Origin of the sequence: Enterobacter chinensis, from assembly GCF_034008295.1 — a bacterium.
GTDB classification, from domain to species: Bacteria; Pseudomonadota; Gammaproteobacteria; order Enterobacterales; family Enterobacteriaceae; genus Enterobacter; species Enterobacter chinensis.
This window is the reverse complement of sequence record NZ_JARDVI010000005.1, coordinates 14035-38986: the sequence shown is the minus strand read 5'-3', so window position 1 is coordinate 38986 and position 24952 is coordinate 14035. Positions and strand designations below refer to the sequence as shown.

General features: G+C 53.5%; 21 protein-coding genes. 17 read left to right on the top strand and 4 right to left on the bottom strand.

From position 1 onward, the window contains the following. Positions 1-4: 4 nt before the first annotated feature. Positions 5-1162: a DNA-binding transcriptional regulator CdaR gene (cdaR, locus tag PYW49_RS15325; protein ID WP_134349705.1), complete on the top strand. Its 1158-nt coding sequence runs from the start codon at positions 5-7 to the stop codon at positions 1160-1162. Positions 1163-1254: 92 nt separating this feature from the next. Here the strand turns inward: cdaR and PYW49_RS15320 are convergent, their stop codons facing one another. From PYW49_RS15320 to map, 4 genes are all read right to left on the bottom strand, one after another. Continuing rightward, the gene (locus PYW49_RS15320) at positions 1255-1644 is read right to left on the bottom strand and encodes a DUF3461 family protein (protein ID WP_008501916.1); all 390 of its coding nucleotides are present in this window, start codon (positions 1642-1644) and stop codon (positions 1255-1257) included. Positions 1645-1755: 111 nt separating this feature from the next. Beyond that, the gene (gene dapD / locus PYW49_RS15315; RefSeq protein WP_008501915.1) at positions 1756-2580 is read right to left on the bottom strand and encodes a 2,3,4,5-tetrahydropyridine-2,6-dicarboxylate N-succinyltransferase; all 825 of its coding nucleotides are present in this window, start codon (positions 2578-2580) and stop codon (positions 1756-1758) included. Positions 2581-2612: 32 nt separating this feature from the next. Next, positions 2613-5288 carry a bifunctional uridylyltransferase/uridylyl-removing protein GlnD gene (gene glnD, locus PYW49_RS15310; protein ID WP_320386881.1) on the bottom strand — a complete coding sequence of 892 codons (2676 nt, stop codon included), beginning with the start codon at positions 5286-5288 and terminating at the stop codon, positions 2613-2615. A 63-nt stretch (positions 5289-5351) separates the two neighbouring features. Further along, positions 5352-6146, bottom strand: a complete 795-nt coding sequence (map, locus tag PYW49_RS15305) for a type I methionyl aminopeptidase (RefSeq protein WP_047346408.1) — start codon at positions 6144-6146, stop codon at positions 5352-5354. 321 nt (positions 6147-6467) lie between these two features. Between map and rpsB the strand changes: the two genes are divergently transcribed. From rpsB to dnaE, 16 genes are all read left to right on the top strand, one after another. Beyond that, positions 6468-7193 (top strand): 30S ribosomal protein S2, encoded by a 726-nt coding sequence (rpsB, locus tag PYW49_RS15300; protein ID WP_134349707.1) that lies wholly within the window; start codon positions 6468-6470, stop codon positions 7191-7193. A gap of 117 nt (positions 7194-7310) precedes the next feature. Then, positions 7311-8162: a translation elongation factor Ts gene (gene tsf, locus PYW49_RS15295; RefSeq protein WP_014882627.1), complete on the top strand. Its 852-nt coding sequence runs from the start codon at positions 7311-7313 to the stop codon at positions 8160-8162. A 150-nt stretch (positions 8163-8312) separates the two neighbouring features. After that, positions 8313-9038: a UMP kinase gene (gene pyrH / locus PYW49_RS15290; protein ID WP_047346409.1), complete on the top strand. Its 726-nt coding sequence runs from the start codon at positions 8313-8315 to the stop codon at positions 9036-9038. Positions 9039-9205: 167 nt separating this feature from the next. Further along, positions 9206-9763 carry a ribosome recycling factor gene (gene frr / locus PYW49_RS15285; RefSeq protein WP_023334573.1) on the top strand — a complete coding sequence of 186 codons (558 nt, stop codon included), beginning with the start codon at positions 9206-9208 and terminating at the stop codon, positions 9761-9763. Between the two features lie 95 nt (positions 9764-9858). Further along, positions 9859-11058, top strand: a complete 1200-nt coding sequence (ispC, locus tag PYW49_RS15280; protein ID WP_134349708.1) for a 1-deoxy-D-xylulose-5-phosphate reductoisomerase — start codon at positions 9859-9861, stop codon at positions 11056-11058. Positions 11059-11244: 186 nt separating this feature from the next. Beyond that, complete coding sequence (gene ispU, locus PYW49_RS15275) at positions 11245-12003, top strand: (2E,6E)-farnesyl-diphosphate-specific ditrans,polycis-undecaprenyl-diphosphate synthase (RefSeq protein ID WP_048339029.1); 759 nt, start codon at positions 11245-11247, stop codon at positions 12001-12003. A 12-nt stretch (positions 12004-12015) separates the two neighbouring features. Continuing rightward, positions 12016-12873: a phosphatidate cytidylyltransferase gene (cdsA, locus tag PYW49_RS15270; protein WP_047346413.1), complete on the top strand. Its 858-nt coding sequence runs from the start codon at positions 12016-12018 to the stop codon at positions 12871-12873. Between the two features lie 11 nt (positions 12874-12884). After that, entirely contained in the window at positions 12885-14237 is a 1353-nt protein-coding gene (rseP, locus tag PYW49_RS15265) for a sigma E protease regulator RseP (RefSeq protein ID WP_320386880.1), read from the top strand. A gap of 29 nt (positions 14238-14266) precedes the next feature. Continuing rightward, the gene (gene bamA, locus PYW49_RS15260) at positions 14267-16684 is read left to right on the top strand and encodes an outer membrane protein assembly factor BamA (RefSeq protein ID WP_134349711.1); all 2418 of its coding nucleotides are present in this window, start codon (positions 14267-14269) and stop codon (positions 16682-16684) included. Between the two features lie 122 nt (positions 16685-16806). Beyond that, on the top strand, positions 16807-17301 hold the full coding sequence (skp, locus tag PYW49_RS15255; RefSeq protein WP_029741200.1) for a molecular chaperone Skp: 495 nt from the start codon (positions 16807-16809) through the stop codon (positions 17299-17301). 3 nt (positions 17302-17304) lie between these two features. Then, a complete protein-coding gene (lpxD, locus tag PYW49_RS15250; protein ID WP_320386879.1) occupies positions 17305-18330 on the top strand; it encodes a UDP-3-O-(3-hydroxymyristoyl)glucosamine N-acyltransferase in 1026 nt (341 codons plus the stop codon). Between the two features lie 102 nt (positions 18331-18432). Beyond that, positions 18433-18888 (top strand): 3-hydroxyacyl-ACP dehydratase FabZ, encoded by a 456-nt coding sequence (fabZ, locus tag PYW49_RS15245; RefSeq protein ID WP_134349713.1) that lies wholly within the window; start codon positions 18433-18435, stop codon positions 18886-18888. A gap of 3 nt (positions 18889-18891) precedes the next feature. Next, a complete protein-coding gene (gene lpxA, locus PYW49_RS15240; RefSeq protein ID WP_237425543.1) occupies positions 18892-19680 on the top strand; it encodes an acyl-ACP--UDP-N-acetylglucosamine O-acyltransferase in 789 nt (262 codons plus the stop codon). Continuing rightward, positions 19680-20828 (top strand): lipid-A-disaccharide synthase, encoded by a 1149-nt coding sequence (lpxB, locus tag PYW49_RS15235; RefSeq protein ID WP_320386878.1) that lies wholly within the window; start codon positions 19680-19682, stop codon positions 20826-20828. Before lpxA ends, lpxB begins: the two co-directional genes overlap by 1 nt. Then, positions 20825-21421 carry a ribonuclease HII gene (rnhB, locus tag PYW49_RS15230; protein WP_134349716.1) on the top strand — a complete coding sequence of 199 codons (597 nt, stop codon included), beginning with the start codon at positions 20825-20827 and terminating at the stop codon, positions 21419-21421. Before lpxB ends, rnhB begins: the two co-directional genes overlap by 4 nt. A gap of 38 nt (positions 21422-21459) precedes the next feature. Continuing rightward, entirely contained in the window at positions 21460-24942 is a 3483-nt protein-coding gene (gene dnaE / locus PYW49_RS15225) for a DNA polymerase III subunit alpha (protein WP_320386877.1), read from the top strand. Positions 24943-24952 lie beyond the last annotated feature (10 nt).

The following is a 24952-nucleotide window of genomic DNA, read 5'->3' as shown; positions in this document are numbered from 1 at the left end:
TTGCATGGCTGGCTGGCATCTTGATACCAAAATGGCGCAGGATATCGTGGCGCGCACCATGCGCATCATTGATACCAATATCAACGTAATGGATGCCCGCGGGCGCATTATTGGCAGCGGCGATCGCGAGCGTATTGGTGAATTGCACGAAGGCGCGCTGCTGGTGCTTTCCCAGGGGCGGGTCGTGGATATCGACGACGCGGTAGCGAAACATCTTCACGGTGTGCGGCAGGGGATTAATTTACCGCTGCGTCTTGAAGGGGAAATTGTTGGCGTCATTGGCCTGACCGGCGAACCGGAGTCCCTGCGAAAATACGGCGAGCTGGTCTGTATGACGGCGGAAATGATGCTGGAGCAGTCGCGCCTGATGCACCTGCTCGCCCAGGACAGCCGCTTGCGAGAAGAGCTGGTGATGAATCTTATTCAGGCGGAAGAGCATACCCCTGCACTCAGCGAATGGGCGCAGCGTCTGGGGATCGATCTAAACCAGCCGCGCGTCGTGGCGGTGATTGAGGTCGATAGCGGCCAGCTTGGGGTCGACAGTGCGATGGCCGAGTTGCAGCAGCTGCAAAATGCGCTGGCGACGCCGGAGCGCGACAATCTGGTGGCGATAGTCTCTCTGACGGAAATGGTGGTGCTCAAACCGGCGCTCAATCAGTTTGGTCGCTGGGATGCAGAAGATCACCGTCGTCGCGTAGAGCTGCTGATCGCACGAATGAAGGAGAATGGTCAACTGCGTTTTCGCGTAGCGCTGGGCAACTACTTTACCGGGCCGGGCAGTATCGCCCGCTCCTGGCGTACCGCGCGTACCACCATGATGGTGGGCAAGCAGCGCATGCCGGAGAGCCGAAGTTATTTCTATCAGGATCTGATGCTGCCGGTGCTGCTCGACAGCCTGCGCGGCGGCTGGCAGGCCAATGAGCTGGCACGGCCATTAGCGCGTCTGAAAGCCATGGACAACAACGGCCTGCTGCGCCGGACGCTACAGGCGTGGTTCCGTCATAACGTGCAGCCGCTGGCGACGTCGAAAGCGCTGTTTATTCATCGCAATACCCTGGAGTATCGGTTAAATCGGATTTCGGAGCTGACGGGGCTGGATCTGGGGAATTTTGACGACAGGCTGCTGCTGTATGTGGCGCTGCAGCTGGATGAGCAGAGATGATGCTGTTTGCCGGGTGGCGGCTTCGCCTTACCCGGCCTACATGATGGTTTTCTCCCTCTCCGTGTGGGAGAGGGCATCAGGCCGTACTCAACTTATTTGTTGCGGGTTAATTTCTCAAGATCCGCTTCAATCTCGCTGATCTTGTTGGTCACAACGCTTTCAAGGTGACGCAGATCGTCAAGGATCTTACGCTTGAGATCGACTTCGGTGCGGTCGCGCTGGCAGATCTGATCGAGTTCATCGATCACATAGCGCAGGTTAGGGCTGATTTCCTGTACTTCTTTGTATCCCTGTCCTACACCGTCAGCAACAACGGTCTTACGCTGGCGTGGATATTTAAACTTCACGCTTTTGGCGAAAAACTCTCCTTTGTCCTTGTGAAAATAGATTTTCAGAATATCGTTATTGGCTTCCTGACGGAGGCTGTAACGATCAATTTCATCAGGATTGGTAATGCCCAGACTTTTCAGATTATCGTACATAGCGGTACCCTTGATCTCAACATAACCTTTGAATAATTAACGAAAAAATCTATTTTCGCCACCCTCAGATATAAAAAAAGCGGGGTTGCCCCCGCTTTTTGTTATACCCGATTAATCGATGGTGCGCAGCAATTCGTTGATGCCAACTTTACCGCGCGTTTTCGCATCCACTTTCTTCACGATAACCGCACAGTACAGGCTGTATTTGCCATCTTTTGACGGCAGGTTGCCGGAAACCACCACGGAGCCCGCCGGCACGCGACCGTAATGTACTTCACCGGTTTCGCGATCGTAAATACGGGTGCTCTGACCGATGTAAACGCCCATGGAGATCACGGAGCCTTCTTCAACGATCACGCCTTCAACAACTTCAGAACGTGCGCCGATAAAGCAGTTGTCTTCGATGATGGTCGGGTTAGCCTGTAGTGGTTCCAGAACACCACCGATGCCGACGCCGCCTGAGAGGTGAACGTTTTTACCGATCTGCGCGCAAGAACCGACGGTTGCCCAGGTATCCACCATGGTGCCTTCGTCAACGTAAGCACCGATGTTCACGTAGGAAGGCATCAGAACGGTATTGCGCGCGATAAAGGCGCCCTGACGCACTGCCGCAGGTGGTACCACGCGGAAGCCTTCTTTCTGGAAACGCGCTTCATCGTAGTCAGCGAATTTCATTGGCACTTTATCGAAGTAGCGGCTTTCTGCTCCGTCGATAACCTGGTTATCATTAATGCGGAAAGAGAGCAGCACCGCTTTCTTCAGCCATTGATGAGTGACCCACTGACCGTCGATTTTTTCTGCCACGCGCAATGCGCCGGAATCCAGCAGGGAAATCACCTGGTTTACCGCTTCACGGGTCACGGTATCCACATTTGCCGGGGTAATCTCGGCGCGACGCTCAAAGGCGGACTCAATAACGTTCTGTAACTGCTGCATGGTTTACTCTTTCCATTTCACTAAAAAACACGTCACCCTTTATCGTTTGGATTGAGGGCTGCTGTCAACCGTTGTTGTACTTCAAGCTGCAGGTCATTATTAAGGGCACGCCGGTCCGCTGTTGCGATTATAAATAAATCTTCTACTCGCTCGCCAATGGTTGTAATTCTTGCCCCATGAAGCGAAATTCCCAGATCGGCAAACACCTGGCCGACGCGGGCGAGTAGCCCTGGCTGGTCCAGTGCGATCAGCTCCAGGAACGATTTCCTGTCGGTGTGGGTCGGCAGGAAGTTGACTTCGGTATCGACGGTAAAATGACGCAATTTTGCAGGCTGGCGACGCGGCTGCGGCGGCTGCCAGCTGCGCTGGGTGATCGCCTGTTCAAGCCCGAAGCGTATTCCCTCATGTCTGTCCGACGACAGCGGGCTGCCGTCCGGCTCAAGCACAATAAAGGTATCCATCGCCATGCCGTCGCGGGTGGTGAAAATTTGCGCGTCGTGAACGCTCAGATTACGCCTGTCCAGCTCGGCACAGACCGCAGCAAACAGATAAGGCCGGTCCGGGCTCCAGATGAAAATCTCCGTCCCGCCGCGCGTGGCCTGTGGGCTCAGCAGGATCATCGGCTGCGTCAGATCGTGCTTGAGCAGATGCCGCGCGTGCCAGGCAAGCTGGTTTGGGCTGTGGCGGACAAAATAGTTGGCACGGCAGCGGGCCCAAATCTGATGCAGAGCTTCTTCATTGATGTTATCCATCCGCAGCAGCGCGAGCGCCTGCAGCTGGTGGTGGCGCACGCGCTCGCGCATGTCCGGCGCGTTTTGCATGCCGCGGCGCAGCTGTTTTTCAGTGGCGAAATAGAGCTCGCGCAGCAGGCTTTGTTTCCAGCTGTTCCACAGCGTTTCGTTGGTGGCGCAGATATCGGCCACCGTCAGGCAGACCAGATAGCGCAGACGGTTTTCCGTCTGAACCTCTTCCGCAAACTGCTTGATCACTTCAGGATCCTGAATATCACGACGCTGTGCGGTGACCGACATCAGCAGGTGATGGCGCACCAGCCAGGCCACAAGCTGCGTTTCACGTGAGTTCAGGCCGTGCAGTTCGGCAAATTTAAGCACGTCCTGCGCGCCCAGCACCGAATGGTCACCGCCGCGACCTTTCGCAATGTCGTGGAACAGGGCGGCAATCAGGATCAATTCCGGATGGCTAAGGCGCGGCCATAACTCCACGCACAGCGGGTGGCGGGATCGCGTATCTTCTCTGGCAAAACTTTCCAGCTTGAGCATGACGCGGATGGTGTGTTCATCCACCGTGTAGGCGTGGAACAGATCAAACTGCATTTGCCCGACAATGTGCGACCACTGCGGCATATAGGCCCACAGCACGCTGTGGCGGTGCATCGGCAGCAGCCCACGGCTGACGGCCCCCGGGTGGCGGAGCATGCTGAGGAACAGCGAGCGTGCTTCCGGGATATAGCACAGCGGCTGCGTCAAATGGCGGCGCGCATGACGTAAATGTCGCAGAGTGGTGGAGTAGATCCCGGTGATGGTGCTGTTACGCACCATGGTATAGAACATTCGTAGAATCGCTTCCGGCTCGCGGATAAACAGCGTTTCGTCGCGCAGATCGATAAGCGTGCCGCGTAGCTGGAATTCGTCATCAATCGGACGCGGTTTTTCGTCCGCCGTCAGGGCCAGGATGGCCTCGTCGAACAGCTGCAACAGCATCTGGTTCAGCTCCGTGACCCGGCGGGTGACGCGGAAGAAATCCTTCATCATATGCTCAACCGGTTCGTTCCCCTCGCCGCTGTAGTTGAGGCGCTGGGCAACGCTGAGCTGACGGTCAAACAGCAGACGGTTATCGTAGCGCGTCACTTCCAGATGCAGGGCAAAGCGAATGCGCCAGAGCAGGTGCAGACACTCGTTGAGCTCGTTACGCTCGGCCTCGGTTAAGAAGCCAAAGCCGACCATCTCGTCCATGGAGGTGGCGCCAAAATGGCGACGGGCGACCCACTGTAACGTGTGGATATCGCGCAGGCCGCCGGGGCTGCTTTTAATATCGGGTTCAAGATTATAGCTGGTGCCGTGATAGCGCTGGTGGCGCTGATTTTGCTCTTCGACCTTCGCGGCGAAGAACTTTTCTGACGGCCAGAAGCCGTCGCTGAAGATATGTTTTTGCAGTTCCAGGAACAGCGCGACATCACCAATCAGCAGGCGGGTTTCGATCAGGTTGGTGGCGACGGTCAGGTCGGATAACCCTTCCAGCAGACACTCTTCCAGGGTGCGCACGCTATGACCCACTTCCAGCTTCACATCCCAGAGCAGGGTCAGCAGTTCGCCAATTTTTTGTGCCTGTTCGTCCGGCAGCTTTTTGCGGCTTAAGATGAGGAGATCGATATCAGAAAGCGGATGCAGCTCTCCGCGGCCATAGCCCCCAACGGCAACCAGCGCGACATCACTGATCTGCCCAAACCCGTAATCGATCCACAGACGCTGCAGGAGCTGGTCGATAAATTCGGTACGCGCTTCAATCAGCTGCTCTGCGGAAATACCGGCATCAAATGCGCTTCCAAGCCAACGGTGAAAGACGTCCATGTGCGCCTTGATGCCGGCACAGGTCAGCTCGTGTTGCGGCCAGACGCCCGGGTTATCGGGCTGGTCGGGGAGGGTGGGAAGTGCTGTGTTAGCATACTGTTCGGGTAAAAGATTACTCATCGTGCGCCACCCATAAGAAAAAACTATAGCCATTAAAAAAGCCGGCATTTGCCGGCTTTTTTATCATTCATCGTGCGTCAGTATCGCCGGGATGGTGTCATCCTTGCGCAACGTCATAATTTCGCAGCCGTTGTCTGTTACCACAATAGTATGCTCGTACTGCGCAGACAAGCTTCTGTCTTTGGTTTTGACCGTCCAGCCATCTTTCATGGTACGGATGCGGTAGTCACCCGCGTTAACCATCGGTTCGATGGTAAAGGTCATGCCTTTTTGCAGCACCACGCCGCCGTCATCTGCATCATAGTGCAGGACCTGCGGTTCTTCGTGGAAGACGCGGCCAATACCGTGACCGCAGTATTCGCGTACCACGGAGAAACCTTCCGCTTCGACGAACTTTTGAATGGCGGCACCAATAGTACGCAGGCGAATACCCGGTTTAACCATTTTCAGGGCCAGGTAGAGGCTCTCTTGCGTCACTTTGCACAGACGCTCGCCCAGGATGGTTGGCTTGCCAACGATGAACATTTTTGAGGTGTCACCGTGGTACTCGTCTTTAATGACTGTGACGTCGATGTTGACGATGTCACCATCTTTCAGCAGTTTTTCGTTGTCCGGGATACCGTGGCACACCACTTCATTAATAGAAATGCAGACGGATTTCGGGAAACCGTGGTAGCCGAGGCAGGCGGAAACCGCGTGCTGCTCATTAACGATATAGTCATTACAGATGCGGTCCAGCTCACCGGTGCTGACGCCCGGCTTCACGAACGGCTCGATCATTTCCAGCACTTCCGCGGCCAGACGACCGGCGACGCGCATCTTTTCAATTTCTTCAGGTGTCTTAATAGAGATAGCCATGTAATCTGTCCATCGGTGTCGATTTTTTCGACAATACTAGTCTAAGTGTTGTCAATGGTATCAGTCAGGCACACCCCGTGCCAAATTGAGAATCATTAACAGCACTCTACGCCAACAACAGTTGGTTTATGGTGGCGTTTTGTGGTATAAAGCGCGCCGGACTTCCGATCCATTTCAGATACACAGGCTGGACGGAAGCGACAAATCTCACTTTGTGTAACAACACACACGTATCGGCACATATTCCGGGGTGCCCTTTGGGGTCGGTAATATGGGATACGTGGAGGCATAACCCCAACTTTTAATATAGAGGTTTTAAACATGGCAACTGTTTCCATGCGCGACATGCTCAAGGCTGGTGTTCACTTTGGTCACCAGACCCGTTACTGGAACCCGAAAATGAAGCCTTTCATCTTCGGCGCGCGTAACAAAGTTCACATCATCAACCTTGAGAAAACTGTACCAATGTTCAACGAAGCCCTGGCTGAGCTGAACAAGATCTCTTCCCGTAAAGGTAAGATTCTGATGGTTGGTACTAAACGCGCTGCAAGCGAAGCTGTGAAAGAAGCTGCTAACAGCTGCGACCAGTTCTTCGTGAACCATCGCTGGTTGGGCGGCATGCTGACCAACTGGAAAACCGTTCGTCAGTCAATCAAACGCCTGAAAGATCTGGAAACCCAGTCTCAGGACGGTACTTTCGACAAGCTGACTAAGAAAGAAGCGCTGATGCGTACTCGTGAACTGGACAAGCTGGAAAACAGCCTGGGCGGTATCAAAGATATGGGCGGCCTGCCAGACGCGCTGTTCGTAATCGATGCAGACCACGAGCACATCGCAATCAAAGAAGCTAACAACCTGGGTATCCCGGTATTTGCTATCGTTGATACCAACTCCGATCCGGACGGTGTTGACTTCGTTATCCCGGGTAACGACGATGCAATCCGTGCTATCAGCCTGTACCTGGGCGCTGTAGCTGCTACCGTTCGTGAAGGCCGTTCCCAGGATCTGGCTTCTCAGGCGGAAGAAAGCTTCGTAGAAGCTGAATAATAAGGTTTTACCCCTTATTAGTACCGTGTATGAATAGGGGCCCATTACCGGCCCCTTTTTTCAATTTACACTGTTTGGCCTCTGGCCGGGCAGTTCACATCTCCCGAGGATTTAAGAATGGCTGAAATTACCGCATCCCTGGTAAAAGAGCTGCGCGAGCGTACTGGCGCAGGCATGATGGATTGCAAAAAAGCGCTGACTGAAGCGAACGGCGACATCGAGCTGGCAATCGAAAACATGCGTAAATCCGGTGCGATCAAAGCAGCTAAAAAAGCAGGCAACGTTGCTGCTGACGGCGTGATCATCACTAAGATCGACGGCAACTACGGCATCATTCTGGAAGTTAACTGCCAGACTGACTTCGTTGCTAAAGATGGTGGTTTCCAGGCATTTGCTAACAAAGTTCTGGACGCAGCTGTTGCTGGCAAAATCACTGACGTTGAAGTTCTGAAAGCACAGTTCGAAGAAGAACGTGTTGCGCTGGTTGCTAAAATCGGTGAGAACATCAACATCCGTCGCGTTTCTTCTCTGGAAGGCGACGTTCTGGGCTCTTACCAGCACGGTGCACGTATCGGTGTTCTGGTTGCGGCTAAAGGCGCTGACGAAGAGCTGGTTAAACAGCTGGCGATGCACATCGCTGCAAGCAAACCAGAATTCGTTAAGCCAGAAGACGTGTCTGCTGAAGTGGTAGAGAAAGAGTACCAGGTTCAGCTGGACATCGCGATGCAGTCTGGTAAGCCAAAAGAAATCGCAGAGAAAATGGTTGAAGGCCGCATGAAGAAATTCACCGGCGAAGTTTCTCTGACTGGCCAGCCATTCGTTATGGATCCAAGCAAGTCTGTTGCTCAGCTGCTGAAAGAGCACAACGCTGACGTAACTGGCTTCATCCGCTTCGAAGTGGGCGAAGGCATCGAGAAAGTTGAGACTGACTTCGCAGCAGAAGTTGCTGCAATGTCCAAGCAGTCTTAATGATTGAAAAGGAGCCGCCTGAGGGCGGCTTCTTTTTGTCACCCGTCATATGAAATCAGACAGGCTCCAGTATCGCTGTGCTGATTTGCGGCATATCATGTCGCCAGAATTAACCCCCATCTTAATCGTTGACAGTCTCAGGAAAGAAACATGGCTACCAATGCAAAACCCGTGTACAAACGCATTCTGCTTAAGCTGAGTGGCGAAGCGCTGCAGGGATCGGAAGGCTTCGGTATTGACGCAAGCATCCTTGATCGCATGGCACAGGAAATCAAAGAACTGGTCGAACTGGGTATCCAGGTTGGCGTGGTCATTGGCGGTGGCAACCTTTTCCGTGGTGCTGGTCTGGCGAAAGCGGGGATGAACCGCGTTGTAGGCGACCACATGGGTATGCTGGCAACAGTTATGAATGGTCTGGCAATGCGTGATGCACTGCATCGTGCCTATGTGAATGCCCGCCTGATGTCCGCGATTCCACTGAATGGCGTATGCGATAATTACAGCTGGGCAGAAGCCATCAGCCTGCTGCGCAACAACCGCGTGGTGATCCTCTCCGCCGGTACGGGTAACCCGTTCTTTACTACCGATTCTGCTGCCTGCCTGCGCGGTATCGAGATTGAAGCCGATGTGGTACTGAAAGCGACCAAAGTCGATGGCGTGTTTACTGCCGATCCGGCAAAAGATCCTTCTGCGACCATGTACGATCAGCTGTCCTATAATGAAGTACTGGATAAAGAGCTGAAAGTGATGGATCTTGCCGCCTTCACGCTGGCTCGCGACCACAAACTGCCGATCCGTGTCTTCAACATGAACAAACCTGGCGCATTGCGTCGCGTGGTCATGGGCGAAAAAGAAGGCACTTTGATCACGGAATAATTTCCGTTGACGATAAATACAGGTAAGATTCCGCTTTATTTTGTAGTGGTATCTTACCCGGGCGCGCCTTTGGCGTTGTCATGAATTAAACGCGACTATACTTAGCACACCTCTAGCGCTGTGCTGGCGGATAGTCTGCCTGAGACAAGTTTTCAAGGATTCGTAACGTGATTAACGACATCAGAAAAGATGCTGAAGTACGCATGGAAAAATGCGTAGAAGCGTTCAAAACCCAAATCAGCAAAATCCGTACTGGCCGTGCTTCTCCAAGCCTGCTGGATGGCATTATCGTAGAATACTACGGTACGCCAACTCCTCTGCGCCAGTTGGCGAGCGTGACGGTAGAAGATACCCGTACGCTGAAAATCAACGTGTTCGATCGCTCAATGAGCCCGGCCGTTGAGAAAGCGATCATGGCCTCTGACCTCGGCCTGAACCCAAGCTCTGCGGGTGCTGATATCCGCGTTCCACTGCCTCCGCTGACCGAAGAACGTCGTAAAGATCTGATCAAAGTGGTTCGTGGTGAAGCTGAGCAGGGTCGTGTTTCCGTGCGTAACGTCCGTCGCGACGCGAACGACAAAGTAAAAGCGCTGCTGAAAGAAAAAGAGATCAGTGAAGATGACGATCGTCGTTCTCAGGACGACATTCAGAAAATGACCGACGCTGCCATCAAGAAAATTGATGCGGCGCTGGCAGATAAAGAAGCAGAACTGATGCAGTTCTGATTTCTGTCGTACACTGATAAACGCCGTTCAGAGGGACTTCGGGTCTTGCTGGCGGCGTTTTGCTTTTATCTGGTCTAACTTTTTTCGGGCATCCCATGAAGCATTTAACTCTCCTTGGCTCAACCGGCTCTATCGGTTGCAGCACTCTCGATGTTGTTCGCCATAATCCTGAACTTTACACCGTGACAGCGCTGGTGGCCGGTAAGAATGTGCAGCGAATGGTCGAGCAGTGCCTGGAGTTTGCGCCCCGCTATGCGGTGATGGATGACGAAGAGAGCGCGCGTCTGCTGAAAGTGCAACTGCTTGAAAAGGGCTGTCGAACCGAAGTTCTGAGTGGCCAACAGGCGGCCTGCGAGATGGCGGCGCTGGATGAAGTCGATCAGGTTATGGCAGCCATCGTCGGGGCGGCAGGATTATTGCCGACGCTTGCCGCGATTGATGCCGGTAAGGATGTTCTGCTGGCCAATAAAGAGTCACTGGTCACCTGTGGACGCCTGTTTATGGATGCGGTGAAGCAGCGCGGCACGCGTCTTTTACCGGTCGACAGCGAACACAACGCGATTTTTCAGAGTTTACCGCAACCTTTTCAACAGAACCTGGGGTACGCTGACCTGGAGCAGAATGGCGTGGTATCTATTCTGCTTACCGGGTCTGGTGGCCCGTTCCGTGAAACGCCACTGTCTGAACTGAGCGCTATGACGCCGGACCAGGCGTGCCGTCATCCGAACTGGTCGATGGGGCGTAAAATCTCCGTTGACTCTGCCACCATGATGAACAAAGGTCTGGAATACATTGAAGCGCGCTGGCTGTTTAATGCGTCAGCGAAACAGATGGAAGTACTGATTCACCCGCAATCGGTGATTCACTCGATGGTGCGTTATCAGGATGGCAGCGTGCTGGCGCAGCTGGGCGAGCCAGATATGCGTACGCCTATTGCCCATTCAATGGCGTGGCCGAATCGAGTGAAATCCGGCGTGAAGCCGCTTGATTTCTGCAAGTTAAGTTCCCTGACGTTCAGCGAACCAGACTATGACCGCTATCCTTGTCTGAAGCTTGCGATGAATGCCTTTGACCAGGGGCAAGCGGCGACGACGGCACTCAATGCAGCTAATGAAATTACCGTTGAAGCATTTCTGAATCAGCAGATTCGTTTTACCGATATCGCGTCGTTAAATTTATCGGTACTGGAAATGATGGATTTGCGCGAACCACAGAGCGTGGAAGAGGTGCTGGCGGTGGATGCGGCTGCGCGTGATATTGCGCGCCAACAGGTGACACGTCTCGCAAGCTGGTGATAAAGCAAGCACTAGTCGTCGTGCTATTTGTTAGCGTTGGGCTTCAGTGATATAGTCTGCGCCACCTGATCGCAGGAATTTGACTTTATGTGGTCAGGTAAGCCGTGGTTTGACACGGCTTTTTTATGTATAGGCTTCAGTATTCCTGAGTACCGTTAAATCCTTTTCAGGGACAAAAAACGCGTTATGTTGTCTGCGAATCAACCAATAAGCGAAAACTTGCCAGCTCATGGCTGCCGTCATGTAGCAATCATTATGGATGGCAATGGCCGCTGGGCGAAAAGACAAGGGAAGATACGAGCCTTTGGGCATAAAGCTGGGGCGAAATCTGTTCGCCGCGCCGTTTCTTTTGCCGCCAATAACGGCATTGATGCGTTAACGCTCTATGCTTTTAGCAGTGAAAACTGGAATCGACCTCCGCAGGAAGTGACCGCGTTGATGGAATTGTTTGTGTGGGCGCTAGACAGCGAAGTAAAAAGCCTGCACCGCCACAACGTCCGCCTGCGTATCATTGGCGATACCAGTCGTTTTAACTCACGTTTGCAGGAACGGATTCGTAAAGCAGAAGCGTTGACTGAAAATAATACCGGTCTGACGCTTAATATTGCGGCGAATTACGGCGGACGCTGGGATATTATCCAGGGCGTTCGGCATCTGGCCGAGCAGGTTCAGGAAGGGCTGTTGAGACCCGACCAAATTGATGAAGAGGCGCTGAGCAAGCAAATCTGCATGAATGAACAGGCGCCTGTGGATTTGGTAATTAGGACAGGGGGGGAACATCGCATAAGTAACTTTTTGATATGGCAAATTGCCTATGCCGAACTTTACTTTACGGATGTTCTTTGGCCCGATTTTGATGAACAAGACTTTGAAGGTGCGCTGCATGCCTTTGCCAATCGAGAGCGTCGTTTCGGCGGCACCGAGCCTGGTGGCGACAAAGCCTGATGGGGGTAGCTTTTGCTGAAGTATCGCCTGATTTCCGCTTTTGTATTAATACCCATTGTCATTGCGGCGCTGTTTTTACTGCCCCCGGTGGGATTCGCTATTGTTACGCTGGTGGTGTGCATGCTTGCCGCGTGGGAATGGGGACAGTTTAGCGGCTTTACCTCGCGCAGTCAGCGAGTATGGCTTGCGGTACTCTGTGGCTTTATCCTGGCCATAATGCTGTTTACGTTGCCTGAATATCACCATGATATTCATCAACCGCTGGTTGCCGGTTCCCTGTGGGTATCGCTGGCCTGGTGGGTTGGTGCACTGCTGCTGGTGCTTTTTTATCCAGGCTCTGCGGCGTTATGGCGTAATTCAAAAGTGCTGCGACTGATTTTTGGCTTGCTCACTATTGTTCCATTTTTCTGGGGTATGGTGGCGCTGAGGGCCTGGCACTACGACGAAAACCACTACAGCGGTGCGATCTGGCTGCTTTATGTGATGATTCTCGTCTGGGGGGCTGACTCCGGGGCCTATATGTTTGGTAAACTGTTTGGCAAACATAAACTGGCACCGAAAGTGTCTCCGGGTAAAACCTGGCAAGGATTCATCGGCGGCTTGTTTACGGCAGCGATCATTTCCTGGGGCTATGGCGTTTGGGCGAATCTGGAAGTGGCACCGTCAATACTGCTGGTGTGCTCGATTTTTGCTGCGCTTGCCTCAGTGCTCGGTGATTTAACCGAGAGTATGTTTAAGCGTGAAGCAGGGATTAAGGACAGCGGACACCTGATTCCAGGACATGGCGGTATACTGGATCGCATTGATAGCCTCACAGCGGCTGTTCCAGTGTTTGCTTGTTTGCTTTTACTGGTATTCGGGACGATTTAACGGAAGGTTTTATGCTGAGCATTCTCTGGAATCTGGCGGCGTTCATTGTTGCACTGGGTGTACTGATTACCGTGCATGAATTTGGCCATTTCTGGGTTGCTCGCCGTTGTGGTGTGCGGGTAGAGCGGTTTTCCATCGGTTTTGGCAAATCACTCTGGACGCGCACCGACCGTCACGGCACTGAATTTGTCATTGCCCTTATCCCGCTGGGCGGCTACGTCAAAATGCTCGACGAACGCGTTGAGCCTGTCGCTCCTGAGCTACGACACAGCGCATTCAACAATAAAACCGTTGGACAACGCGCCGCCATCATTGCTGCCGGACCGGTAGCCAACTTCATCTTTGCTATTTTCGCTTACTGGCTGGTGTTTATCATCGGCGTTCCCGGCGTGCGTCCGGTGGTGGGTGAAATTGCCCCCAACTCCATCGCGGCAAGTGCGCAAATTACATCCGGGATGGAACTTAAAGCGATTGATGGCATCGAAACCCCTGATTGGGATGCTGTGCGACTGCAGCTGGTAGCCAAAATTGGCGATCCGCAGACAACCATCAGCGTATCGCCGTTTGGCTCAGACGTGCGCCAGAACAAAGTGCTCGATTTACGTGACTGGCGTTTCGAGCCAGACAAAGAGGATCCCGTTGCTGCGCTGGGCATTCGTCCACGCGGCGCACAGATTGAGCCGGTATTAGCCGAAGTACAGGCAAATTCGGCAGCGAGCAAAGCGGGTTTGCAAGCAGGCGACAGGATCGTTAAAGTCGATGGTCAACCATTAACAGAGTGGATGACCTTTGTTACTCTGGTGCGCGATAATCCGGGAACGTCTCTCGCGCTGGAAGTTGAAAGGCAAGGCAGTCCGCTTTCGCTGACGCTGATCCCGGATACGAAGTCGGTCGGCAAAAAGGCAGAAGGGTTTGCAGGCGTAGTGCCAAAAGTGATCCCGCTGCCAGATGAGTACAAGACAATACGCCAGTATGGGCCGTTCAGCGCCATCCTTGAAGCCACGGATAAAACATGGCAACTGATGAAGCTGACGGTCAACATGTTGGGGAAATTGATAACCGGTGATGTGAAACTGAACAACCTCAGTGGGCCAATTTCGATTGCCCAGGGGGCTGGGATGTCAGCGGAATTCGGGGTGATTTACTATTTCATGTTCCTCGCGCTCATTAGCGTGAACCTTGGGATAATCAACCTGTTCCCGCTTCCCGTTTTAGACGGGGGTCATCTGCTGTTTTTAGCGATTGAAAAGCTAAAAGGCGGACCGGTATCCGAGCGAGTTCAAGACTTTAGTTATCGCATTGGCTCGATTTTGCTGGTGCTGTTAATGGGGCTTGCACTTTTCAATGATTTCTCTCGGTTGTAAGAGAGTGTTAGGAAGAACGCATAATAACGATGGCGATGAAAAAGTTGCTCATAGCGTCGCTGCTGTTTAGCAGCGCCACCGTATACGGTGCTGACGGGTTCGTAGTGAAAGACATTCATTTCGAAGGCCTCCAGCGTGTCGCCGTTGGTGCGGCCCTCCTCAGTATGCCTGTACGCCCCGGCGATACGGTTAATGATGATGATATCAGTAACACCATCCGTGCTCTGTTTGCCACCGGCAACTTTGAGGACGTTCGCGTTCTGCGCGATGGTGATACGCTGCTGGTACAGGTAAAAGAACGTCCGACGATCGCCAGTATCACTTTCTCCGGTAACAAGTCGGTGAAAGATGACATGCTCAAGCAGAACCTTGAAGCATCGGGTGTTCGTGTGGGCGAGTCCCTGGACCGCACAACCCTTTCGGACATTGAAAAAGGTCTGGAAGACTTCTACTACAGCGTCGGTAAATACAGCGCCAGCGTGAAAGCGGTGGTGACCCCACTGCCACGTAACCGTGTTGACCTGAAGCTGGTCTTCCAGGAAGGTGTTTCTGCGAAGATCCAGCAGATCAACATTGTCGGCAACCACGCCTTTAGCACCGACGAACTGATCTCCACTTTCCAACTGCGCGATGAAGTGCCGTGGTGGAACGTGGTAGGCGATCGCAAATACCAGAAACAAAAACTGGCGGGCGACCTCGAAACCCTGCGCAGCTACTATCTGGATCGTGGCTACGCGCGTTTCAATATCGACTCGACTCAGGTGAGTCTGACTCCGGACAAGAAAGGTATCTACATCACGGTTAACATCACTGAAGGCGATCAGTACAAGCTTTCTGGTGTTGAAGTGAGTGGTAACCTGGCGGGGCATTCAGCTGAAATCGAATCGTTGACCAAAATTCAGCCAGGCGATCTGTACAGCGGCTCCAAAGTCACCAAAATGGAAGACAGCATTAAGAAGCTGCTCGGACGTTATGGCTATGCCTATCCGCGCGTACAAACGCAGCCTGAAATCAACGATGCAGATAAAACCGTTAAGCTGCACGTTAACGTCGACGCGGGCAACCGTTTCTACGTACGTAAGATTCGCTTCGTCGGTAACGACACCTCCAAAGATTCCGTTCTGCGTCGCGAAATGCGTCAGATGGAAGGCGCATGGTTAGGTAGCGACCTCGTCGATCAGGGTAAAGAGCGTCTGAACCGTCTGGGCTATTTTGAAACGGTTGATACCGATACGCAGCGCGTACCGGGCAGCCCGGATCAGGTTGATGTCGTCTACAAAGTGAAAGAACGTAACACCGGTAGCTTCAACTTCGGTGTGGGCTACGGTACTGAAAGCGGCGTCAGCTTCCAGGTTGGTGTGCAGCAGGATAACTGGCTGGGTACAGGTTACTCTGTCGGCATTAACGGCACCAAAAACGACTACCAGACCTACTCTGAGTTCTCTGTTACTAACCCATACTTCACCGTTGATGGTGTGAGCCTGGGCGGTCGTATCTTCTATAACGACTTTAAAGCGGACGATGCGGATCTGTCCTCGTACACCAACAAGAGTTACGGTGTGGACGGTACGCTTGGCTTCCCGGTTAACGAATACAACACCCTGCGTGCTGGCTTAGGTTACGTGCACAACGACCTGTCTAACATGCAACCGCAGGTGGCGATGTGGCGTTATCTGGACTCTATCGGTCAGTCGGCAAGCAAAAACAGCGATAACAACGGTTTCGCTGCGGATGACTTCACCTTCAACTACGGCTGGACCTATAACCGTCTCGACCGTGGCTACTTCCCAACGGAAGGTTCTCGCGTCAACCTGAACGGTAAAGTCACTGTCCCAGGTTCCGATAACGAGTTCTACAAGGTGACGCTGGATACCGCGTCCTACTTCCCGATCGATGACGATCATAAGTGGGTGGTTCTGGGTCGTACCCGTTGGGGCTATGGTGATGGGTTAGGTGGCAAAGAACTGCCATTCTATGAGAACTTCTATGCCGGTGGTTCCAGTACCGTGCGTGGCTTCCAGTCCAACAACATTGGTCCGAAAGCGGTTTACTACGGCGGAAACGACAAAGACAACTGCGAAAGCCGAGATCCAAAAGATGTATGTAGCTCTGATGATGCTGTAGGCGGTAACGCCATGGCCGTGGCGAGCCTTGAGTTCATCACGCCAACGCCGTTTATCAGTGATAAATATGCGAACTCCGTCCGTACATCCTTCTTCTGGGATGCGGGTACGGTGTGGGATACCAACTGGGAGAACACTGCCCAGATGCGTGCAGCTGGCGTTCCAGACTACAGCGATCCGAGCAATATTCGCATGTCTGCCGGTATCGCATTACAATGGATGTCACCGCTGGGGCCGTTGGTCTTCTCTTACGCCCAGCCGTTTAAGAAATATGATGGAGATAAGTCGGAGCAATTCCAGTTTAACATTGGTAAAACCTGGTAATAATCCGCTGCAAAGGAATGCGTTGGCAGTGTAGCGCTGACAACTGGCGATCGGTAACACGGTCGCCTTGCCACGCAAAGAACGGTACCTTCTGGTGCCAATGGGATGGTAAGGAGTTAATTGTGAAAAAGTGGTTATTAGCTGCAGGTCTCGGTTTAGCGATGGCAACTTCTGCTCAGGCAGCAGACAAAATTGCAATCGTCAACATGGGTAATTTGTTCCAGCAGGTTGCACAGAAAACAGGTGTTTCTGCGACTCTGGAAAACGAATTCAAAGGCCGTGCAAGCGAACTGCAGGGTATGGAAAACGATCTTCAGTCCAAAATGCAGCGTCTGCAGCGTGATGGTTCTACCATGAAAGCAAGCGACCGCAGCAAGCTGGAAAAAGACGTAATGGCTCAGCGCCAGGCGTTCTCTCAGAAAGCGCAGGCTTTCGAGCAGGATCGTCAGCGTCGTTCTAACGAAGAACGCGGCAAGCTGGTGACTCGCATTCAGACCGCTGTTAAATCAGTAGCTGCCGATCAGAACATCGATCTGGTTGTTGATGCGAACGCTGTAGCTTTCAACGGCAGCGATGTTAAAGACATCACCGCTGATGTTCTGAAACAGGTTAAATAAGTAATGCCTTCAATTCGACTGGCTGATTTAGCTCAGCAGTTGGATGCAGAATTACACGGTGATGGCGATATCGTCATCACCGCTGTTGCGTCCATGCAATCTGCTAAAGCTGGCACGATTACCTTCATGGTAAGCCCTAAGTACCGTGAGCAACTGGCTCAATGCCAGGCGTCAGCTGTTGTTCTGACGCAGGACGATCTTCCATTTGCCACTGTAAGCGCACTGGTAGTGAAAAACCCCTACCTGACGTATGCACGCATGGCTCAAATTCTTGATACCACGCCGCAGCCGGCCCAGAACATTGCTGCCAGTGCAGCGATTGATCCGACGGCTAAGCTGGGTAACAACGTCGCCGTTGGCGCAAATGCGGTTATCGAATCCGGCGTGGTGCTGGGCGATAACGTCGTTATTGGCCCGGGTTGCTTCGTTGGGAAAAATACCAAAATCGGCGCCGGGACCCGTTTATGGGCCAATGTGACCGTTTACCATGAAGTCGACATTGGCGAAAACTGCCTCGTCCAGTCCAGTACCGTGATTGGTTCTGATGGTTTTGGTTACGCTAACGATCGTGGTAATTGGGTTAAAATTCCGCAACTTGGTCGCGTTATTATTGGCGATCGCGTGGAAATTGGCGCCTGTACCACTATTGACCGTGGCGCACTTGACGACACGATCATTGGCAATGGTGTTATCATCGATAACCAGTGCCAGATTGCGCATAACGTCGTGATTGGCGACAATACCGCGGTTGCGGGTGGCGTCATCATGGCAGGCAGCCTGAAAATTGGCCGTTATTGCATGATTGGCGGTGCGAGCGTGATTAATGGCCATATGGAAATATGCGACAAGGTGACGGTGACGGGAATGGGCATGGTAATGCGTCCTATCACTGAACCTGGCGTCTATTCCTCAGGCATTCCGCTCCAGCCCAACAAGGTATGGCGTAAAACAGCAGCTCTGGTGATGAACATTGATGATATGAGCAAGCGTCTCAAGTCTCTTGAGCGCAAAATCGATCAACAAGACTAAACGTCATCCGTTTAACGCTATTTTTCCCGGCCTGTCGGCTTTCTAATAAACCGGCAGGCCGTGTTATTATTGTTATCAGTACATTTTGACAGGAAGAGTATTTTGACTACTGACACTCATACTCTGCATATTGAAGAGATTTTAGAACTTCTGCCGCACCGCTACCCGTTTCTGCTGGTAGACCGTGTGCTGGATTTTGAAGAAGGTCGTTTTCTGCGCGCAGTGAAAAATGTTTCCGTGAATGAGCCGTTCTTCCAGGGACATTTCCCGGGAAAACCTATCTTCCCGGGTGTGTTGATCCTGGAAGCTATGGCACAGGCTACCGGTATTCTGGCGTTTAAAAGCGTCGGCAAACTGGAGCCAGGTGAGCTGTATTACTTCGCGGGTATTGATGAAGCGCGCTTCAAGCGCCCTGTCGTGCCTGGTGATCAGATGATCATGGAAGTCACTTTTGAAAAAACGCGTCGCGGCCTGACTCGCTTCAAAGGCGTAGCTATGGTTGACGGCAAAGTTGTTTGCGAAGCGACGATGATGTGTGCTCGTAGCCGGGAGTCCTGATACGTGATTGATAAATCCGCCTTTATTCATCCTACCGCGATTGTGGAAACCGGTGCCATCATTGGTGCTAACGTTCACATTGGCCCGTTTTGTATTGTTGGACCCCATGTCGAAATTGGTGAGGGTACAGTACTGAAATCTCACGTTGTCGTGAATGGTCATACGACCATTGGCTGCAATAACGAGATCTATCAGTTCGCCTCCATCGGCGAAGTTAACCAGGATCTTAAATATGCTGGTGAGTCGACCCGTCTGGAAATTGGCGATCGTAACCGTATTCGCGAAAGCGTTACCATTCATCGTGGAACAGTACAGGGTGGTGGGTTGACGAAGGTGGGCAGCGATAACCTGTTTATGGTTAATGCGCATATCGCGCATGACTGTACCGTGGGTGACCGCTGTATTCTTGCCAACAATGCAACGCTGGCAGGACACGTATCGGTTGATGACTTCGCAATTATTGGCGGCATGACCGCAGTCCATCAGTTCTGCATCATTGGTGCACACGTGATGGTCGGCGGATGCTCCGGTGTGGCGCAGGACGTCCCACCGTATGTGATTGCGCAGGGCAACCATGCCACGCCGTTTGGCGTGAACATCGAAGGCCTCAAGCGTCGTGGTTTTAGCCGCGAAGCGATTACTGCCATCCGCAACGCGTACAAATTGCTGTACCGTAGCGGCAAAACGCTGGAAGAGGCGAAGCCGGACATTGCCGAGCTGGCGAATAAGCACCCGGAAGTGAACGCGTTCATGGAATTCTTTGACCGTTCAACAAGGGGTCTGATTCGTTAATGGTCGACAGTCGTCCGCTTACGATAGCCCTGGTCGCCGGAGAAACCTCCGGCGATATTCTTGGTGCCGGTCTCATCCGCGCGCTTAAGGCGCGTGTACCTAACGCACGCTTTGTGGGCGTTGCTGGCCCGCTGATGCAGGCCGAAGGCTGTGAAGCCTGGTATGAAATGGAAGAGCTGGCCGTGATGGGTATCGTGGAGGTGCTGGGACGGCTACGCCGTTTGCTGCACATCCGTGCCGATCTCACCCGCCGCTTTACCGAACTCAAACCCGACGTGTTTGTCGGTATCGATGCACCTGATTTCAACATTACCCTCGAAGGGAATCTGAAAAAGCAGGGCATTAAAACCATTCACTATGTCAGTCCGTCCGTCTGGGCGTGGCGACAGAAACGTGTTTTCAAAATTGGGCGGTCCACCAACCTGGTGCTGGCTTTCCTGCCTTTCGAAAAAGCGTTTTACGACAAATTCAATGTTCCGTGCCGTTTTATCGGTCATACCATGGCGGATGCGATGCCGCTTGAGCCGGATAAAAACGCGGCGCGCGACGTGCTGGGCATCCCTCATGATGTGCACTGTCTGGCATTGCTGCCGGGCAGCCGTGGCGCAGAAGTTGAGATGCTGAGCGCAGATTTCCTCAAGACCGCGCAAATTCTTCGCCAGACCTATCCCGATCTGGAAGTCGTGGTGCCCCTGGTCAATGCCAAACGCCGCGAGCAGTTTGAGCGCATCAAGGCGGAAGTCGCCCCGGATCTTCACGTTCGTCTTCTGGACGGGAAAGGGCGGGAAGCGATGTATGCGAGCGATGCCGCACTGCTGGCCTCCGGCACGGCGGCGCTGGAATGTATGCTGGCGAAATGTCCGATGGTGGTCGGTTATCGCATGAAGCCGTTCACTTTCTGGCTGGCAAAACGTCTGGTGAAAACGGATTATGTCTCCCTGCCAAACCTGCTTGCCGGGCGCGAGCTGGTAAAAGAGCTGTTGCAGGATGAGTGCCAGCCGCGGCTGCTTGCCGATGCGTTGCTCCCACTGCTTGCAAACGGTAAGACCAGTCACCAGATGCATGATACGTTCCGCGAGCTGCATTTGCAGATCCGCTGTAACGCCGATGAGCAAGCGGCTGATGCGGTGCTGGAGTTAGCAAAATGATGGAATTTGTTTATCCTCATACCCACCTTGTGGCGGGCGTGGACGAAGTGGGTCGTGGCCCGTTAGTGGGGGCAGTGGTGACCGCTGCGGTGATCCTCGATCCGGCTCGCCCGATTATCGGGCTGAACGACTCTAAAAAATTGTCCGAAAAGCGCCGGCTGGCGCTGTTTAGTGAGATTCAGGAGAAGGCGCTGGCCTGGAGCCTGGGGCGCGCTGAGCCGCATGAAATAGACGAGTTGAATATTTTGCATGCCACGATGCTGGCGATGCAGCGTGCGGTTGCGGGTTTGAAAATTTCCCCTGAATATGTCCTGATTGACGGCAACCGCTGTCCGGCATTGCCAATGCCTTCAATGGCGGTCGTCAAAGGCGATAGCCGGGTCGCAGAAATCAGCGCAGCTTCTATTATTGCCAAAGTGTCACGCGACGCCGAAATGGCCGCGCTGGACCTGACTTATCCTCAGTACGGTTTCGCCCAGCATAAGGGGTATCCCACCGCTTTCCATCTGGAAAGACTGGCTGAACATGGCGCAACCGAACATCACCGGCGCAGCTTTGGCCCGGTGAAACGCGCGCTGGGACTGGTGTCCTGAATCAATACGCAAGCAATTAAGTAACGCGGAATCTGAAGATGGCTGAACCACGTTTCGTACACCTGCGGGTGCATAGCGACTACTCCATGATCGATGGGCTGGCGAAGACCGGGCTGCTGGTAAAAAAGGCGGCCTCCCTTGGCATGCCCGCGCTGGCGATCACCGATTTTACCAACCTGTGTGGCCTGGTGAAGTTCTACGGAACGGCGCATGGCGCGGGGATGAAGCCTATCGTCGGCGCAGATTTTCACGTGCAGAGCGATCTCATCGGCGATGAAATGACGCAAATCTCCGTGCTGGCGATGAACAACACGGGCTATCAAAACCTCACTCTGCTTATCTCAAAAGCCTACCAACGCGGGTATGGCGCGCTGGGGCCGTGGATCGACCGCGACTGGCTGGCTGAGCTTAACGAGGGGCTGCTGCTGATCTCCGGCGGCCGTATGGGCGATGTCGGCAAATGCCTGCTGCGTGGTAATAGCGTGCTGGTGGATCAGTGCGTGTCATTCTATGAAGAGTATTTCCCGGATCGTTATTATCTGGAGTTGATCCGCACCGGGCGCCAGGACGAAGAGAGCTATCTCCATGCCGCTGTGGCTCTGGCAGAAGAGCGCGGCTTGCCCGTGGTGGCAACCAACGATGTGCGGTTCCTTGAAGCGGGTGATTTTGACGCTCACGAAATTCGCGTGGCGATCCATGATGGCTTCACGCTGGACGATCCCAAACGACCGCGCAATTACTCTTCGCAGCAGTACATGCGCAGCGAAGAGGAGATGTGTGAGCTTTTCTCCGATATCCCGGAAGCGCTGGAAAACAGCGTAGAGATTGCCAAGCGCTGTAACGTTACCGTCCGCCTCGGCGAGTATTTCCTGCCGCAGTTCCCGACAGGAGACATGACCACGGAAGATTTCCTGGTTGTGAAATCGAAAGAGGGCCTGGAAGAGCGTCTGGAATTCCTGTTCCCGGATGAAGCCGTTCGCAAAGAGAAGCGTCCGCCGTACGATGAACGCCTGGATATTGAACTCCAGGTGATCAACCAGATGGGTTTCCCGGGCTACTTCCTGATCGTAATGGAGTTCATCCAGTGGTCAAAGGATAACGGCGTACCGGTTGGACCGGGGCGTGGCTCCGGTGCGGGATCGCTTGTGGCCTATGCGCTAAAAATTACCGACCTCGATCCGCTGGAATTTGATCTGTTGTTTGAACGTTTCCTCAACCCGGAACGTGTCTCGATGCCCGACTTCGACGTCGACTTCTGCATGGAGAAACGTGATCAGGTGATCGAGCACGTCGCCGATATGTACGGCCGTGATGCGGTATCGCAGATTATTACGTTCGGTACGATGGCGGCGAAAGCGGTTATCCGTGATGTTGGACGCGTGCTGGGCCACCCTTACGGGTTTGTCGATCGTATTTCTAAGCTGGTGCCGCCCGATCCGGGCATGACGCTGGCAAAAGCGTTTGAAGCCGAGCCGCAGCTGCCGGAAATCTACGAAGCCGACGAAGAAGTTAAAGCGCTGATCGACATGGCGCGTAAGCTGGAAGGCGTCACGCGTAATGCCGGTAAGCATGCGGGGGGCGTGGTTATCGCGCCGACCAAAATTACCGATTTCGCGCCGCTCTACTGCGATGAAGCGGGTGAGCATCCGGTTACTCAGTTTGATAAGAACGACGTGGAATACGCCGGGCTGGTGAAGTTTGACTTCCTCGGCCTGCGTACGCTGACGATCATCGACTGGGCGCTGAAGATGATCAACCCGCGCCGGGAAAAGCAGGGCCTTGAGCCGATAGACATTGCAGCCATCCCGCTGGATGACAAGAAAAGTTTCGACATGCTGCAGCGCTCGGAGACTACCGCCGTCTTCCAGCTTGAATCCCGCGGCATGAAAGATCTGATTAAGCGCCTGCAGCCTGACTGTTTCGAAGATATGATCGCCCTGGTAGCCCTGTTCCGTCCGGGCCCGCTGCAGTCTGGGATGGTTGATAACTTTATCGACCGTAAGCACGGGCGCGAAGAGATTTCCTACCCGGACGTGCAGTGGCAGCATGAAAGTCTGAAACCGGTACTGGAGCCAACCTACGGCATTATCCTGTATCAGGAACAGGTTATGCAGATTGCTCAGGTGCTCTCTGGCTATACCCTTGGTGGTGCGGATATGCTGCGTCGAGCAATGGGTAAGAAAAAGCCGGAAGAGATGGCCAAGCAGCGCGGCACCTTCGAGGAAGGCGCGAGAAAAAACGGCATTGATGGCGAACTGGCGATCAAGATCTTTGACCTGGTTGAAAAATTCGCCGGGTACGGGTTTAACAAATCCCACTCTGCCGCCTATGCTTTGGTCTCGTATCAGACGCTGTGGCTGAAAGCGCACTATCCTGCTGAATTTATGGCGGCGGTAATGACCGCCGATATGGACAACACCGAGAAGGTGGTGGGGCTGGTAGATGAATGCTGGCGCATGGGACTGAAGATCCTGCCGCCGGATATTAACTCGGGTCTTTACCATTTCCACGTCAATGAGCATGGGGAAATTGTCTACGGGATCGGCGCGATCAAAGGCGTGGGCGAGGGGCCAATCGAGGCGATCCTCGAAGCGCGTAACAACGGCGGTTATTTCCGCGAGCTGTTCGATCTTTGCGCCCGTACCGATACCAAAAAACTAAACCGCCGCGTGCTTGAAAAGCTGATCATGTCCGGCGCGTTCGACAGGCTGGGCCCGCACCGGGCCGCGCTAATGAACTCTCTCGGCGACGCCCTGAAAGCGGCGGATCAGCACGCAAAAGCGGAAGCCATTGGTCAGGCGGATATGTTCGGCGTACTGGCGGAAGAACCGGAGCAGATCGAGCAGTCTTATGCCAGCTGCCAGCCGTGGCCAGAACAAGTGGTGCTGGATGGCGAGCGTGAAACGTTGGGACTGTACCTGACGGGTCACCCGATCAACCAGTACATTAAAGAAATTGAGCGCTATGTCGGAGGCTATCGGCTGAAAGACATGCATCCGACAGAACGTGGTAAAATCACCACGGCTGCGGGGCTCGTGATTGCTGCAAGGGTTATGGTCACCAAGCGCGGCAATCGTATCGGCATCTGTACGTTGGATGACCGTTCCGGGCGTCTGGAGGTGATGTTGTTCACCGACGCGCTGGATAAATACCAGCACTTGCTGGAAAAAGACCGCATACTTATCGTCAGCGGACAGGTCAGCTTTGATGACTTCAGCGGGGGGCTTAAAATGACCGCCCGCGAAGTGATGGACATTGACGAAGCCCGGGAAAAATATGCTCGCGGGCTTGCTATCTCGCTGACGGACAGGCAAATTGATGACCAGCTTTTAAACCGACTCCGTCAGTCTCTGGAACCCCACCGCTCGGGGACAATTCCAGTACATCTCTACTATCAGAGGGCGGATGCACGTGCGCGGTTGCGCTTTGGTGCAACGTGGCGTGTCTCTCCGAGCGATCGTTTACTTAACGATCTCCGTGGCCTCATTGGTTCGGAGCAGGTGGAACTGGAGTTTGACTAATACAGGAATA